The following is a 15,850-nucleotide window of genomic DNA, read 5'->3' as shown; positions in this document are numbered from 1 at the left end:
CGACACGCATAAAAAGCCTCCCATTTCTCGTGTCCAAGAAATGGGAGGCAGTTCATCTTCACGGGCGGGGGCGTCTTTTTTCCGAAAACTGGTACGACTCGTTTGAAAGCTCGCACCCTCAGATTCACCTTGATGTTTGGCATCAGCCAACGGCTACATGCTTTGAATCACTTGTGCTTGGCATTTCGGATGCGGCCATCTCATTTGAGGAACCAAGGGACAGTGTCCTCTCTTCGAAATACTTGGGTGAAAAGGAGCTCAAGGTTCTTTCGTGCCCAGCGGGTCATCAATCTGTGGGTGCTATGACCGTTCGTGAGTTACTGGGCGGCAGGTTAGCTGTTCCTATTAATTTGTCGCCCTGTCTCAATGCGATCAATCAATGCCCCGAAGCTCAGCTGGTTAATTTCCGCTTCCGCGACGTCGAATACGGAAACAGAGCGCAGGCTGAGTTTCTTCAAGCCGGGGGATTGATATTGGGTTTTTCTGGCTCTTCTCTCGCATCAGATGGGTCGGAAGTGAGCGAGTGCTCTATTGAAGGCTCGCATGACGTAGCCTTGACCATCTACTTTTGCTATCGACAAAATGCCTGGACCGATCGACACCAGACGGTATTTCTTCACCTATTGCGTCATCTTGCTTCGTGAGGCCATTTGGCCTCGTGTCGTCAAGTGAATGTTGACGCCTTGTAACACATGACTGACGGCTTTGCCCTCATGCTTTTCCAAGATTCCGATTTAGATTGTTGACTCTTGGAGGGCGGAGCATGAAAAACCGTACGGTTTTGCTTTATATGACGTTTGTTTTTCTGTCGAACTTCAGCACCATTTTGTATTTTCTGACGGTTTACCTTGAATTCGTCGGATTCTCGATGGTGGCGATTTCTAGCATGATGATTGCATATCAAGTGAGCAAGTTCATCCTTGAAGTTCCCACTGGCTATATTGCCGATAGGTTTGGACGAAAGACAAGTGGTCTCGTTGGCGTCGTGGGGATGCTTGGATACTACGCTGCCCTACTCCTCGTCCGTTCTCCTCTGCTTTTAATCGGCGCGTTTGCTCTCAAAGGTTTTGCCGCTGCATGTGTGAGCGGATCCATAGAAGCGATTTACATTGACAGCGTTTCTCAGGACCAGCTCGTAAGACTTAATGTCGTTGAGCGATTTGTTTTCTATGCCTCTTTTGCCATCTCCGCTTGCGTGGGCGGTTTCATTTCGTCTGTCGGTGCATATCTCATTGGTCTTTCGGCAGATATCATCGCAATGGTGTTGACGTTGGTTGTCGTTGTCTGCATTCCTGAGATGCGAAGAGGGGGCACTGCGGGGACACCTGAGCGTGGAATTAGCCCGAAGATGATCGGTGCCGCTATTGCGTGTAACGGCATTCTTCGTTCAGCGTTCATCATGGACTGTTCTCAAGCATTTGCTTTTGTCGCCCAGGAAGACTTTTTCTCACTGTTGCTTGCGGGTCGCGGAATGAATGCCGTCGCTTCGGGTGTGATCATTGCGGTCCAGCTCCTTGCCTCAGCCTCCATGGGGCTTATTGTGCCCAGTGTGATTGCTCATGTCGACAAGGGCCGTTTTGCGCGTATTTGCGGCATCATTCGCTTAGTATTGACAGCTTTGTTTCTGATCCCCCTTACTCCGGCTAATTTGCTGCCCGTGTTCTATGTGCTGCAGACGGTTGCGTACTCGTTGTTTGCCCCAATCAAATACTCAGTTTTCCAAAATGCTGCCGATTCTTCGATGCGCTGTTCACTGATTTCGGTTCAAAGCCAGATGGTGGCGGTGGGTGCCGTTCTTTTCTATCTGCTCAACGCTGTGTTGAGTAGCGTTGCAGGCATTCGAGTCGTATTGCTTGTTGCGCTCGGGATTTCTTCCTTGGTGTATATCCCCGCGCTCTTTTGTCTTACAAGTCAAAGGCCGTGAGTATTTGGACATCGATAACTTATATATCAACGCAATAAACCCGAGCGCGAGGGCGTTTGGGTTTATTATTGAAGCGTATGTAACCTGGCGGCGCCACACCGCCTGTTAGTAGGGAGACACATGAACGTTCTGGTCGTCAACGCAGGATCTTCGACCCTTAAGTATCAGGTCATCGATACCAAGTCCCACAAGGTGTCCGCAAAGGGCTCCTGCGAGCGCGTCTGCTTTACCGGCGGTACCTTCACCCACGCTGCCAACGGTTCCAAGAAGGTGACCGAGAACATCGAGTTCCCCGACCACAAGGTCGCCATCGAGGTCGTTCTGAAGGACCTCGAGGCCAACGGCGTCAAGATCGAGGGCATTGGTCACCGTATCGTTCAGGGCGGCTGGTACTTTGGCGACTCCTCCCTCGTCGACGAGGACGTTCTCGCCAAGATCCGCGAGGTCGCTCCGCTGGCGCCGCTGCACAACAACCCCGAGGCCAACGTTATCGAGTACTGCCTGGAGCAGTATCCCGACCTGCCCAACGTTACGGTCTACGACACCGCTTTCCACTTCAACATGCCCGAGGTTGCCAAGACCTACGCCCTTCCCAAGGATGTTTGCGACAAGCTGCACATCCGTAAGTACGGCGCTCACGGCACCAGCTATCGCTACATCTCCAAGAAGATCGCCGAGATGACCAACGGCGAGGCCCGCAAGGTCGTCGTGTGCCATATCGGCTCCGGCGCTTCCCTGTGCGCCATCGAGGACGGCAAGTGCATGGACACCACCATGGGCTTGACGCCACTCGACGGCGTCATGATGGGCACCCGCTGCGGCTCCATCGACCCGGCTACCGTGTGCTACCTGCAGCGCGAGGGTGGCTACACCTTCGACGAGGTCGACGAGATGATGAACAAGAAGTCCGGCCTTTTGGCTGTGACCGGCGGCAAGACCAACGACTGCCGCAACGTCGAGGAGCTCGCCGCCGCTGGTGACCCCGATGCTCAGCTCGCCTTCGACATGTTTGTCTACAAGATTGCCGCCAAGGTTGCCGAGATGGCTACTTCTATGTGCGGTATGGACACCCTGGTCTTTACTGCCGGCATCGGCGAGCACGCTCCGGCTGTCCGCGCTGGCGTGGCCGACCGTCTGGCCTTTATGGGCGTCAAGATGGATCATGCCCGCAACGCCCTGCGTGGCGACGGCGCTTGGTGCCTGTCCGCCAAGGATTCCAAGGTCAAGATTTTCGTCATCCCCACGGACGAGGAGTTCATGATCGCTTCCGACGTCGAGCGCATCGTCAACGGCAAGTAATTGCAAGAGGGGAGGGGCTGGACGACCGAGCGCCGTTCGGCCCCCCTTTTATGCTCGTTGGGCGATATGCCTGATAGCTATTTATTAAGTTGTGATAACTTCTTATTAAAATGCGGCCGCCTTAAGGGGTCTGCGTCGACCGTATTGCACTGCAAAGGAGTCTCATGAACGTACTTGTTGTCAACGCCGGCAGCTCAAGCCTTAAATATCAGCTTTTGGATACCGATACCCGCGAGGTTTTCGCCAAGGGCAACTGCGAGCGTATCGGATCGGGCATGGGCATCTTCGGCCACTCCGAGAACGGTGGCGCCAAGCAGACCGAGGAGGTCCCCTTCCCCGATCATCGCTCTGCTATCGCTCGCGTGCTCGAGGAGCTCGAGAAGACCGACTTTACGATTGATGGCATTGGGCATCGCATCGTTCAGGGCGGCTGGCACTTCGATGATTCCGCAGTTGTCGACGACGAGGTTATGGCCAAGATTCTCGAGGTGGCCCCGCTCGCCCCGCTGCACAACTACGGCGAGGCCGCGGCGATTGAGTATTGCCGTGAGAAGTATCCGGAGCTGCCCAACGTGGCGGTCTTCGACACCTCGTTCCACATGACCATGCCCGAGGTCGCCTATACCTACGCGCTGCCCAAGGACGTGTGCGACAAGTACCACGTGCGCAAGTACGGCGCTCACGGCACGAGCCACCGCTATGAGTGGATGATGGCCAAGGAGATCCTGGGTTCGCGCTGCCACCGTCTGCTTTCGTGCCATTTGGGTAACGGTGCTTCGCTTGCTGCTATCGAGGACGGCGTGTGCCGCGACACCACGATGGGCCTCACGCCGCTTGACGGTCTGATGATGGGTACCCGTTGCGGTTCCATCGACCCGGCCACCGTGTGCTATCTTCAGCGCGAGGGCGGATACAGCTATCAGGAAGTCGATGACATGATGAACAAGCAGTCTGGTCTGCTTGCCATCTCGGGCATCTCCAACGACGCCCGCGACATCCGTACACGCGCCTCTGAGGGCGACGAGCGCTGCCTGCTCGCCTTCGATATGTTCGCCTACAAGGCCATGCAGCAGGCCGGCTCCATGATCGCTTCCATGGCGGGCGTGGACACCATCACCTTTACCGCCGGCATCGGCGAGAACGACTGGTCGATCCGCAAGGCCTTCTGCGACTGCTTTGAGTGGCTGGGCGTGCGCATCGACAACAATAAGAACCGCGAGGCCGTGGGCAACGGCCCGCAGGTCATCAGCGCTGCCGGCTCCGCCGTCACGGTCATGGTCATCCCCACCGACGAGGAATACATGATCGCCCACGACGTCGAGCGTCTGACCAAGAACAACTAACGTGCGCATTTGCAAGTAAACGAAAGGCCTCCAGAGCAGCAGCTCCGGAGGCCTTTTTGCTAGCAGGCGGACGACGGAAACTCCATCCCATTTCGAGCGCAAATACTGGGACACGCTTTCCGGTTGAGGCACGTTGCGGAAAGTGCGACCCACAATAAAGCAAAATTCCGTCCCAAAGTTTCCCAAACAGGCCCCAAGCGGAAGCCACATCCCACAATCCGCCTCCAAACTGGGATGTAGTTTCCGGCACAACAACCGCCGAAGCCCACCGGCCTTTCAATCTCCAAAGTGATCATCATCAGCAACGCCTGCGCTCCCAGCAACGGCACCCATCCATTCAGATTTTCAGCTCCAGCTCGTAGCCAAGCCGCCGTCCACCCCGGATTCCCTGATTGCTACGTGGCGGCAGGGACCCTACAGGGTAAAGCTCTGAAAATATTCCGCACTGACGCAAGAAACCCCCGCCGCACGAAGTTCGCAGCGGGGGTTTCATGCATATCCGAGGACGTTTTCAGAGCTTTACCCTGTAGGGTCCCGAGGGGATATGTCCGCTACTCAGCCATCTGAGCCTGGACGGCGGTGATGGCCACGACACCCACGATGTCGTCGGCAGAGCAGCCGCGCGACAGGTCGTTGACCGGCTTGGCGATGCCCTGCAGGATGGGGCCGTAAGCGTCGGCGCCGGCGAAGCGCTGGACCAGCTTGTAGCCGATGTTGCCGGCCTCGAGATCGGGGAACACAAGCACGTTGGCCTTGCCGGCAACGGAGGAGCCGGGGGCCTTGAGCTGGGCGACGGTGGGAACGATGGCGGCGTCGAGCTGCAGGTCGCCATCGATGGCGAGCTCGGGAGCCTTCTCCTTGCAGAACTTAACGGCCTCCTGGACCTTCTTGGCGACCTCGCCGCCGGCGGAGCCCATGGTGGAGTAGGAGAGCATGGCCACGTGCGGCTCGACGCTGCCCATAAAGGTGGACCAGGAGTGAGCGGAGGCGATGGCGATCTCGGAGAGCTCGTCGGAGGACGGGTTGATGTTGAGGCCGCAGTCGGCGAAGATCAGCGTACCGTCGGTGCCGAACTGCGGGGTGTCGGTGCACATCACGAAGAAGGCCGAGACCAGCTTGGTACCCGGGGCGGTCTTAAGGATCTGCAGCGCGGGGCGCAGGGTGTCGGCGGTGGAGTGGCAGGCGCCGGAGACCAGGCCGTCGGCGTCACCCATCTTGACCATCATGGTGCCAAAGTAGGTGGCGTCCATCACCTGGGCGCGAGCCTGCTCGATGGTGACGCCCTTCTTGGCGCGGAGCTCGGCAAACTTCTGCGCGTACTCCTCGTGCTTCTCGGCATTGCGCGGATCGATGACGGTGGCGCCGGGAACGTTGATCTCGTCGGGGTTGCCCAGGATGACGATCTTTGCCAGGCCCTCCTCGATGATCTTGGTGGCCGCGACGATGGTGCGCGGATCCTCGCCCTCGGGCAGGACGATCGTCTTAAGGTCGGCCTTGGCGGCAGACTTCATACGGTTAAGGAAATCGCTCATGTTACTCCTTACAAGCGTTTCACTAAGCTCCAGGCGCCCGGCTGTTCACGAATAAACCCGCTGCTAGCGGGTTTACCTTTCAAATTTGTACGCCGCGGTGCTTGAGCTTTCCTTGTGTGGCAAGCTCATTATAGGACGCATTAGCGCTATAATCGCTCTGATAAATATGTCTCGAAGAATGTTCGAGAAAAGCCCAGCTAACGAGCCCGTGGCTTTTGACAAGGAGTATCGATGCAGATTACCTCAGGCCTGCCTGAAGGCTTTAACGCCGGCGCGTACGACATGATTGTCGTCGGTGCTGGATATGCCGGTGCCGTTTGCGCCCGCCGTCTTGCCGAGACCATCGGCTATCGTGTTGCCGTTTTGGAGCGCCGTAGCCACATTGCGGGCAATGCCTATGACTGCACTGACGAGGCCGGAATCCTGATCCACGAGTACGGTCCGCATATCTATCACACCTTTAACGAGCGCGTGCACAATTTCCTGTCGCGCTTTACCAAGTGGACGGATTATCAGCACAAGGTGCTCGCCAACATCAACGGCACCCTTATGCCCGTGCCCTTCAACCACGCGAGTCTCAAGCTCGCCTTTGGTGACGAGCGCGGCGAGGAGCTGTATCAGAAGCTCGTGGAGACCTTTGGCAAGGATGTCAAGGTGCCCATTATGGAGCTGCGTAAGAAGAACGACCCCGACTTGGCCGAGGTCGCTGATTACGTCTACGAGAACGTCTTTTTGCATTACACCATGAAGCAGTGGGGCCAGACGCCCGACCAGATTGATCCCTCGATCACCGGCCGTGTTCCCGTCTTTGTGGGCGATGATGACCGCTACTTCCCGCAGGCTCCCTTCCAGGGCATGCCGCAGGACGGCTATACCGCGCTGTTTGAGCATATGCTCGACCACGATCTGATTGATGTGTTCTGCGACGTGGACGCCCGCGACCTCTTCGAGATCGACGAGACCACCGTCAAGATCGACGGTAAGGTCTATGGCGGCGAGATCGTCTACACCGGTCCGCTCGACGAGCTGTTCAATCTCGACCTGGGCGCCCTGCCGTACCGTACGCTCGACATGAAGTTCGAGACGCTCGATATGGATCAGTTCCAGCCCGTGGGCACCGTCAACTACACCACGAGCGAGGATTACACGCGCATCACTGAGTTCAAGAATATGACTGGCCAGGTCCTGCCCGGCAAGACCACCATCATGAAGGAATACTCCAAGGCCTATACGCCCGGCTCGGGTGAGACGCCGTACTACGCCATTCTTGAGCCCGAGAACCGTGAGCTCTATGAGCGCTATCTTGAGCGCGTCCAGAACCTGACGAACTTCCACCCGGTGGGTCGTCTGGCCGAGTATCGTTACTACGATATGGACGCTGTGACCAATTCCGCCCTCGATCTTTCGGATGAGATTATCGCCTGCCATGCATAAAGTCATAACATTCGGTATTCCCTCGTATAACGCCGCCAAGGACATGGACCATTGCATCACCTCTATCTTGGAGGGGAGCAATTACGCCACCGATATCGAGATTATCGTGGTGGACGACGGCTCCAAGGACGAGACGGCCGCCAAGGCCGACGAGTGGGAGGCCCGTTACCCTGGAATCATCCGCGCGGTGCACCAGGAGAACGGCGGTCACGGTATTGCCGTCCTTTCGGGTCTGCGCGAGGCGCAGGGCACCTACTACAAGGTTGTTGATTCGGACGACTGGCTTGACGGTGCTGCCCTTTCGACCATGCTGTCGATTCTGCGTGGCTTTGAAGAGCGCGACCAGCGCGTTGACCTGTTTATCTCGAACTACGTGTACGAGAAGGTTTACGAGGGCACGCATACCGCTATTGGCTACAAATTTGCCCTGCCGCGCAAAAAGATCTTTTCTTGGGATCAGATCGGTCATTTCCGCCTGGACCAGAACCTACTCATGCACAGCCTGTGCTATCGCACGGATGTGCTGCGCGAGTCCAACCTTCCCATGCCGCCGCACACGTTCTATGTGGACAACATCTACGCCTACGTGCCGCTGCCGCGTTGCAAGACCATGTACTACGCCGACATCGACCTCTACCGCTACTTTATCGGTCGCGAGGGCCAGAGTGTCAACGAGGCCACGATGGTCAAGCGTCTGGACCAGCAGTTCCGTGTTACGCGTATCATGATGGAGTCGTACCACCTGTACAGCGATGTCGAGTCGTCACGCCTACGTTCGTACATGATGGGCTACTTCACCATGATGATGGCGATCTGCTCGGTGCTCACCAAGCTTTCCGAGGAAGATTGCGCCGACGAGCGCCTAAAGACGCTGTGGAATGATTTGAAGGCCTACGACGAGCGCATGTATCGTCGTGCCCGCTACGGCGTGGTCGGGTTCTTCACCAATCTGCGCGGACGGGCCGGAGACAAAACCACGCTTGGCCTATACCGTCTTGCCTCAAAGATCTTCAAATTCAACTAGCTGCTGAGTAATCGCTGTTGATAGGTTGACTGGGCCCCTTGGCCTTTAGTTTGCTACTGCGAACAGTCCTGCTCGCACGGAAAGCACATTAAGTGCTTTCCGGCTCGTGCGGAACTTGTATCAAACTAAAGGCCAAGGGGCCTCTGCTATAAGAATCGATTGTCAGTTTATTTGAATTTGAAGATCTTCGACGCGCGGTACACAGGGGCCTGGGCTGAAAAGAATCTGGTTGGTAGGTTGCCCGGTGGGGCTTGGTTATGTTTGTCGCGAGTTCCGCACGAGCCGAAGAGCACTTAATGTGCTCTTCGTGCGAGCCAGGACTGTAGAGCAGCAAACATAACCAAGCCCCACCGGGCAACCGGTCAGGTTAGGCTACTTCGCGGCGCCGGGGATGCCGTGGGAGGTTTTGGCGGTTTTGGCTCCGTTTACGATGGCGGTCTGTAGGGCCCTTACGGCGAGCATGCCCAGTAGGTCTAGGGGAACGGCGGCGCTTGTCTGAGCGTCTAGTTTGCCGCTGGCGAGGGTGTAGATGGTGTCGCCGTCGTTGGTGGTGTGCGTGGGACGGATGGCGTGTGCGTAGGCGTCTGCGGCCATCTGGGAGACCTTGGTGGCTTGTGCCTTAGTGAGTTCGACGTTGGTGACGATGCAGCTGATGGTGGTGTTGGTGCGGTCGAGCGGCATCTGCATGGATCCGGCGGCAGCAAAGGCTGCGAGTTCCATGTCGACGATCTGGTCGCTATCGGCTGCGGCGCGCATACCGGCGACCCACTCGCCGGTGAAGGGGTCGACAACGTTGCCGCAGGCGTTGACTGAGACCACGGCGCCCACCTTGATGGGGCCGAGCGCCACGGCGGCAGCGCCAAGGCCGGCCTTCATGCAGGTAGCGGGGCCCATGAGCTTACCCACGGTAGCGCCCGTGCCGGCGCCCACGTTGCCCTGTTCGAGCTTGGTGGGGGTGTTGTCGAGTGCTTCGCGCACGGCGGCGATGCCGGCCTCAATGTCGGGGCGAACGGTGGGGTTACCAAAGGCGAGATCGAAGATACAGCTGGAGCACACGATAGGCACCTGCGTGGGGCCGACAGGCAGACCGATACCGCGGCTCTCGAGTTCGCGGGCCACGCCGCTTGCGGCTTCGAGGCCAAAGGCCGATCCGCCCGAAAGGCAGACGGCGTGGACCTTATCGACGGTGTTTTCGGGACGCAGCAGGTCGGTCTCGCGCGAAGCGGGAGCGCCACCGCGTACGTCAACGCCGCCGGTGGCGCCCTCGGGTGCCACGATTACGGTGCAGCCGGTGCCTGCCTCATCGTCCGTATAGTTGCCAAAGCAAAAGCCATCGACATCGCAAACGTCAATGGCTTTGAGCAGTGTATCCATGTTTAACTCCTATCGGTTTTCCGCCGCGCCTTGTGCCCGGTCGGGATCCGTACGGTACGCCAAAATTGTAGGCGCCGGGGGATACCCAGCGCCAGATGCAATTACGAGAGTTTTTGAATCGCGCGCGCGACGCGGGCGATGGGTAGGCCCACCACGTTATAGAAGTCGCCCGAAATATCGTGCACGAGCATGCGTCCTCCTGTGCCCTGAATGCCGTAGGCGCCGGCCTTGTCCATGGGCTCACCCGAGGCGACGTAGTGCTCGATCTGCTCGTCGGTGAGCTCGTAGAACGTCACGTCGGTCACATCGACAAAGGACAGGCTCTCGGCGGCATGCGGGGCGGCCGTGTCGCCTGCCTTAACGATGCAGACGCCGGTTGCGACCTGGTGCGTGCGGCCCGAAAGCTCACGGAGCATGGTGCGCGCTTCGTCCTCGGTTGCCGGCTTGCCCAGAATCTTGCCGTCAAAGGTGACGATGGTGTCGGCCGCGACCGTCAGCTCATTGGGCTCGGCATGTTCGGCGGCAACGGCGGCGGCTTTGGCGCGTGCTAAGCGTTCAACGAGCGTAAGCGGGGCCTCGCCATCAAACGGCGTTTCGTCGATATCGGCAGGAATGATGCGAATGTCATAGCCCGCCTCGCGCATCAACTCGATGCGGCGCGGTGATTGCGAAGCCAAAATCATAGCTGAATGCCCTCGGCGACCTTATCGACGGCCTTGTCGCCGGCGAGCGTGCGCAGCAGCTCAAGCGCAAAGGGGAGCGACTGGGCCATGCCGCTGGCGGTGATGATGTTGCCGTCTTGCGTGACCTTCTCGCCGGTATAGGCGCCTTCGGGGAAGCTTTTCTCAAAGCCAGGGAAGCACGTGGCGTGGCGCCCCTCGAGCAGGTCGAGCTCGCCCAGGATAAACGGGGCGGCGCAGATGGCGGCGACGTGCTTGGTTGCGGCGAACTCGCGGACCACGTCGCAGACGCGCTGATCGGCGCGCAGGTTGGTAGCACCGGGTAGGCCGCCGGGCAGCACGACGCAGTCGTACTCGTCAAAGTCGATCTCATCAAAGAGCGCATCGCAGGTCACGGGGATCTGCAGCGAGCTTACGACCTCACGCGTGGGCATGATCGAGACGAGCGTGGCGCGCACGCCGCCGCGACGCATGACATCGACCATGGTCAAGCATTCAATAGTTTCAAAGCCATCGGCGGCGAGAACGGCAACGCTGGGCATGGGGGTTCCTTTCATAGGCGGCATACAATTAGCCGTCTTATACCCCGAAGACCTCCGCTTGCCACGCTCGATTTCCCAATGATTTTTCTGAGCAATGATTAAGTGGCTAGTTGCGCCTAAGGTGGACGACAGTCTCGCAGTGGAAGGTTTGCGGGAACAGGTCAACTGGCGTGATCTTTACGGGGGAGAAGGTGCCTTCCTCGACAAAGCGCTTGAGGTCGCGCGCCAGGGTGGCCGGATCGCAGCTCACGTAGGCGACATCGCGAGCGCTCGTGCTGGCGATAAGATCGATGGCTTCGGGGGCGAGGCCCGCACGCGGCGGGTCGACCACCAAGACGTCGGCATCCTGGTCGGGGAACTCGCGCACCGCGTCTCCGCCAATGACGTCGACGTTATCAAGCTTGTTGATTTCCAGGTTACGGCGTAGATCGCGCACGGCGGGGCCGTAGGCCTCGACGGCAGCGACAAAGTCGCAGCGGCGGGCGAGCGGCAGGGTAAAGGTGCCGGCACCGCAGTACAGGTCCACGGCAAGCTCGTCTTCCTGCGGGTCGAGCGCTTCCATGACAAGCTCGATCAAAATCTCGGCACCCTTGGTGTTGACCTGGAAAAAAGACGGGGCAGACAAGCGCATCTGACCCTCGGCGATATTCTCGGTCCATGAGCCCTCTCCGGCGAGCATTTCGACCTTGGAGACACGGCGGGCCTTCTTTTCGCCCTTGCTCATCACGCGCACGATGCTCGTGGGATGAGCGGCGTCCGCCAGCACGCGGGAGACCTGCGAGCGCGGAAAAGAGCCTGTGGGCGTCCAGAGAGCGACCTCGAGTGCCTTGGTGCGGCGCGATGCGCGAATGCCCACGCGTTCGAGCCCCAAGTCATGGCTGCCGCTTAGATAGTTGAGTGCGCCGACGACCGATTTGAGCGCCTTCGGGAAGCGCTTATCGAACAGCGGGCACGTATCGACGGTCACGATTTTGCTGGGGTCGACACCATGCATGCCAAGGCGCACGCGACCGTTGACGACGGTCGGTTCGAGCTCGATTTTATTGCGGTAGCCCCAGTCGTCCTTGGTGTGGCAGATGGGCTGTACCAACTCATCGACCTGCTCAGGCGCGAACTTGCCGATGCGCTCGAGCGTGGAGCGCAGGTTTTGCTCCTTGGCGGCGAGCTGTGCCGTGCGTGAGAGATTGCCCCACGAGCAGCCGCCGCAGATGCCCACGAAGGGGCAGGGAGGCTGAATGCGATCGGGGCTTGGCTCCAGAATCTCGGTGGTGCGGGCGCGCATGAACGACTTGCCGTCCTGTACGACCTCGGCCTCGACGGTGTCGCCTGCCACGGCACCCTGCACAAAGACGGCCTTGCCGTTGTCGGCGTGCGCCAGCCCGTCGGCGCCGTAGGTCATCGATTCTATAGTGAGCTTCATATTCCTGCCTGTCATTCGCGTTGTTGCTCGCACCATGGTAGCAGGGAAAAGCGCCCCGCATCCGAGGCTTTCCTCAAATGCGGGGCGCTTCTACAAACTGCTTCTACAAACGACTATTTCGTCTTGCCGGTAATGAGCGTCTTAAGACCCAGGCCGATCAGACCCAGGCCCATGCGCACGCGACCGGGGCGATGGCGCTCGATGGCCTTGGTCTTGCCGGCGGGCTTATCGCGACGGGCACTCGTCCCGGGTGCGGACTTGGTGACCTGCGGCTCGGGCTGAGGTGCAGGTGCAGGCTCGGGCTCAATGACGGTCGCCTGGACCTCTTGGACCTTGGGCGTGGTCGGCTGCGGATCAGGAGCTGGGGCGGGCTTTGCCTCGGCGGCGGGCTCCGGAGTCGCGGTAGCGGGCTCGGGCGCTTTCTCCATGGCGGGCTCTGCGGCAGCCTCGGGCTCATTCACCGGGGGAGCGGCAACCGCTTCCGGTTTGGCGGCTGCCCCATGTTCAACCTCGGCCTGAATAGCTTCTTCGGCCACACGTTCCTTCTCCTGTGCGCGCTGCTGCGCGGCGGCCTCGGCGTTGCGATAGGCACGCTCCAGTAGAGCTTCCTGCGAGTTGAAGGGTTTCTCACCCTCTGCACACTCCACGGGGACCCAGGTGCCGTCGCTCGTGAGGCTGCGGGCCTTCACGTTGTCCTGCAGCTGCATGCCCATGTACTCGTGTACCAGGGCGCGGCAGGTGGGGTCGAGCACGGGGAAGGCGATCTCCACGCGGTGCTCGGTGTTGCGTGTCATCATGTCTGCCGAGCTCAGGTAAATCATGTCCGAGTCCACGCCAAAAGCGTAAACACGGGCGTGCTCCAAAAAGCGTCCGACGATGGAGCGGACATGCACGTTCTCGGTCTTGCCCGGAACACCGGGCTTGAGGCACGAGATGCCGCGGATGATCATGTCTACGCGCACGCCGGCACACGATGCCTCGGCGATCTTGTCGATAACCTCGCGGTCGGTCAGCGAGTTGAGCTTAAAGAACACGCGGGCGGGCTCGCCGGCAAGGGCGCGCTGGATCTCGCGGTCAAGCCCGCGCATGATGAGCGGTTTCAGTCCGACGGGCGCCACACCCAGGAAGCGGTAATCGCCGCGCAGGTTGCCCAGCGACAGATTGCGGAAGAACAAGTTGGCGTCCTCGCCGATGCCGGGATGGGCGGTCATGAGCATAAAGTCGCTGTAGAGCTTGGCCGTCTTCTCGTTAAAGTTGCCGGTGCCCAAAAGTGTGAGGCGCGTTAGCGCCATGCCCTCGCGATAGGTGAGCTGGCAGATCTTGGAGTGGCACTTAAAGCCCTCGGAGCCGTAGATGACAGTGCAGCCTGCCTCTTCCAGACGCTCGGCCCACTCGATGTTGTTCTGCTCGTCGAAGCGGGCGCGGAGCTCCATGAGCACCGTGACCTCTTTGCCGTTTTCGGCGGCATCGATGAGCGACTCGCACAGACGGCTCTGCTTGGCCACGCGGTAGAGCGTGATGCGCAACGAGATGCACTCGGGGTCGTAGGCGGCCTCGTGCACCAGATCCAGGAAGGGGTTCATGGCCTCATAGGGATAAAAGAGCAGCTTGTCGTGCTGAAGTACCTGCTCGCGGATGGAGCGGGTCATATCGATGGTGGGGTTGGGCTGCGGCTTAAACGGCGTAAAGAGCAGCTCGTTGCGCAGGTGCTCGGGAATCTTGCCCTCAATGCCGAAGACATAGCCCAGGTTGAGCGGGATGTCGCAGGTAAAGACCGAGCGACGCGAGAGCTCGAGTGCCTTGCGGATAGTCTTGAGCGTTGCTTTTTCGAGTGAACCCGAGACGGCGAGAACCACCGGCTGCAGGCGCAGGCGCTTCTTGAGGATGCGCTTCATATGCTGGCGGTAGTCCTCTTCCTCCTCGACGCCCTCGCCGTCCGGATCGATGTCGGCGTTGCGGGTGACGCGGATGAGCGCGCGGTCGAGCGGCTTATAGGAGCCAAAGCAGCTGTCCAGGCAGGCGAGGATGACGTCCTCGAGCAGAATGTAGGAGTAGGTGCCGGTGGGCGAGGGGATCTCGACCACGCGGTTCATCGAGGCGGGAATCTCGATCAGGCCCAGCAGACTTTCCTCGTCGGTGACGCCGTCCAGGCCGCAGGCCAGGTAGAGTGCGCCGTTGCGCAGGTTGGGGAAAGGGTGGCGCGGGTCGATCACCAGCGGTGAGATGACCGGCGACACGTAGGCCTGGAAGTAGCGGGTTACAAAGGTGCGCTCCTCGGGCGTAAGCGAATCGACACGCGCACGGTGAACGCCCAGGGTGTCGAGCTTGCCCTCGATACTCTTAAAGATGGACTCCCAACGGGTAAGGAGCCCGGGCATTTCGGCCATGACAGCATCGACCTGTTCGGAGGCAGTCATATTGCTCTTGTTGTCGACAGGTTGTTTTTTGAGCTCGGCAAGGTCGGACAGGCCACCCACGCGCACCATAAGGAACTCATCGAGGTTTGACTCGAAGATCGAGACGAACTTAAGGCGCTCGAACAGCGGCACGGACTCATCAAAAGCCTCGTCGAGCACACGGTTGTCAAAGCGCAGCCAGCTGAGCTCTCGGTTCTGCGTGTACGAGAAGTCGCGCGGCGGTTTGCGCAGCTTTGCGGCGGCTTGCTTTTTTTCGATTTTGCTCGGCATATGCATCTGTCCGTTCAGTCCCCGCAGGGGACGGTAGCCTAACCCTATTCACTATTGTCTCAATTTAGTCGACTTGTGGCACGGACGTATTGTGCGAACGGTATCTTAACCTACTTCTTACGCCGTCAAGGCATGCAACTAACTGCCCGACTCGTTTTGAAAACAATCTATATCCATACTCAACTGGTGAGGATGTATGAATAAGAATGATTGCGAGCTGAATATAATCGAATCCAAATTGAATCATGGACAGACGACATATATATGCAGAAAACAGTTTTAGCTATGCAATTCCTAAACATGAAATTATTTGTGCAATCTTGCTCAATTCCTTAGAAAAAAGAACGATTACCTTTGAAAACCTGCTTTAGAGAACTGAAGTGCATCATGGGGGAATCATATGCGATATACCGTTCATCGCACTTTGCTGACCGTTCGGGGGCGAGGTGGAATTGCTGGTGGTTTTTGGATATAACTAGAGCTGTCAGCAAGCAGCGTCCCATACGGAGGGGCGCTGATACATTCGGCCAGTAAGGCCCGAAAGAAAGGTAGGAGGCCATGACGAAAGGTCTGCACGTGCCTTCCGAGATC

Annotated in this window: 12 protein-coding genes; 6 read left to right on the top strand and 6 right to left on the bottom strand. The window is 58.8% G+C overall.

The features are described 5' to 3' along the window. The 4 genes from FGQ61_RS09625 to FGQ61_RS02740 form a co-directional block, all read left to right on the top strand. Positions 1-644, top strand: a 644-nt coding sequence (locus tag FGQ61_RS09625) for a LysR substrate-binding domain-containing protein (RefSeq protein ID WP_138374495.1), incomplete at its 5' end; no start/stop codon positions are given. 119 nt (positions 645-763) lie between these two features. Next, a complete protein-coding gene (locus tag FGQ61_RS02750) occupies positions 764-1,924 on the top strand; it encodes an MFS transporter (RefSeq protein ID WP_138374494.1) in 1,161 nt (386 codons plus the stop codon). A gap of 120 nt (positions 1,925-2,044) precedes the next feature. Further along, positions 2,045-3,223 carry an acetate/propionate family kinase gene (locus FGQ61_RS02745; protein WP_138374493.1) on the top strand — a complete coding sequence of 393 codons (1,179 nt, stop codon included), beginning with the start codon at positions 2,045-2,047 and terminating at the stop codon, positions 3,221-3,223. A 164-nt stretch (positions 3,224-3,387) separates the two neighbouring features. After that, entirely contained in the window at positions 3,388-4,566 is a 1,179-nt protein-coding gene (locus FGQ61_RS02740; protein ID WP_138374492.1) for an acetate/propionate family kinase, read from the top strand. A 551-nt stretch (positions 4,567-5,117) separates the two neighbouring features. On the opposite strand, the gene pta is transcribed toward FGQ61_RS02740, so the two are convergent. After that, the gene (gene pta, locus FGQ61_RS02735; protein ID WP_117655322.1) at positions 5,118-6,098 is read right to left on the bottom strand and encodes a phosphate acetyltransferase; all 981 of its coding nucleotides are present in this window, start codon (positions 6,096-6,098) and stop codon (positions 5,118-5,120) included. Positions 6,099-6,329: 231 nt separating this feature from the next. Between pta and glf the strand changes: the two genes are divergently transcribed. Together glf and FGQ61_RS02725 are read left to right on the top strand one after the other, a co-directional pair. Further along, positions 6,330-7,532 carry a UDP-galactopyranose mutase gene (gene glf / locus FGQ61_RS02730; protein WP_022094097.1) on the top strand — a complete coding sequence of 401 codons (1,203 nt, stop codon included), beginning with the start codon at positions 6,330-6,332 and terminating at the stop codon, positions 7,530-7,532. Continuing rightward, positions 7,525-8,556, top strand: coding sequence for a glycosyltransferase family 2 protein (locus FGQ61_RS02725; protein ID WP_022094096.1), 1,032 nt, complete (start codon positions 7,525-7,527; stop codon positions 8,554-8,556). Before glf ends, FGQ61_RS02725 begins: the two co-directional genes overlap by 8 nt. Before the next feature lie 372 nt (positions 8,557-8,928). Here the strand turns inward: FGQ61_RS02725 and FGQ61_RS02720 are convergent, their stop codons facing one another. The 5 genes from FGQ61_RS02720 to ppk1 all read right to left on the bottom strand — a co-directional run bounded on the left by FGQ61_RS02720 (position 8,929) and on the right by ppk1 (position 15,259). Beyond that, positions 8,929-9,930 (bottom strand): P1 family peptidase, encoded by a 1,002-nt coding sequence (locus tag FGQ61_RS02720; RefSeq protein ID WP_138374491.1) that lies wholly within the window; start codon positions 9,928-9,930, stop codon positions 8,929-8,931. Between the two features lie 101 nt (positions 9,931-10,031). Continuing rightward, entirely contained in the window at positions 10,032-10,613 is a 582-nt protein-coding gene (locus FGQ61_RS02715; protein WP_117635392.1) for a Maf family protein, read from the bottom strand. Continuing rightward, positions 10,610-11,152, bottom strand: coding sequence for a DJ-1 family glyoxalase III (locus FGQ61_RS02710; protein WP_138374490.1), 543 nt, complete (start codon positions 11,150-11,152; stop codon positions 10,610-10,612). The genes FGQ61_RS02715 and FGQ61_RS02710 overlap by 4 nt, the downstream gene beginning before the upstream one ends. Positions 11,153-11,258: 106 nt before the next feature. Then, on the bottom strand, positions 11,259-12,587 hold the full coding sequence (gene rlmD, locus FGQ61_RS02705) for a 23S rRNA (uracil(1939)-C(5))-methyltransferase RlmD (RefSeq protein ID WP_138374489.1): 1,329 nt from the start codon (positions 12,585-12,587) through the stop codon (positions 11,259-11,261). A 98-nt stretch (positions 12,588-12,685) separates the two neighbouring features. Next, a complete protein-coding gene (ppk1, locus tag FGQ61_RS02700; protein ID WP_229025841.1) occupies positions 12,686-15,259 on the bottom strand; it encodes a polyphosphate kinase 1 in 2,574 nt (857 codons plus the stop codon). Positions 15,260-15,850 lie beyond the last annotated feature (591 nt).

It is taken from the genome of Collinsella aerofaciens (genome assembly GCF_005844325.1).
GTDB classification, from domain to species: domain Bacteria; phylum Actinomycetota; class Coriobacteriia; order Coriobacteriales; family Coriobacteriaceae; genus Collinsella; species Collinsella aerofaciens_G.
The sequence above is the reverse complement of the archived record's forward strand: the minus strand, read 5'-3'. Positions and strand labels throughout refer to the sequence as shown.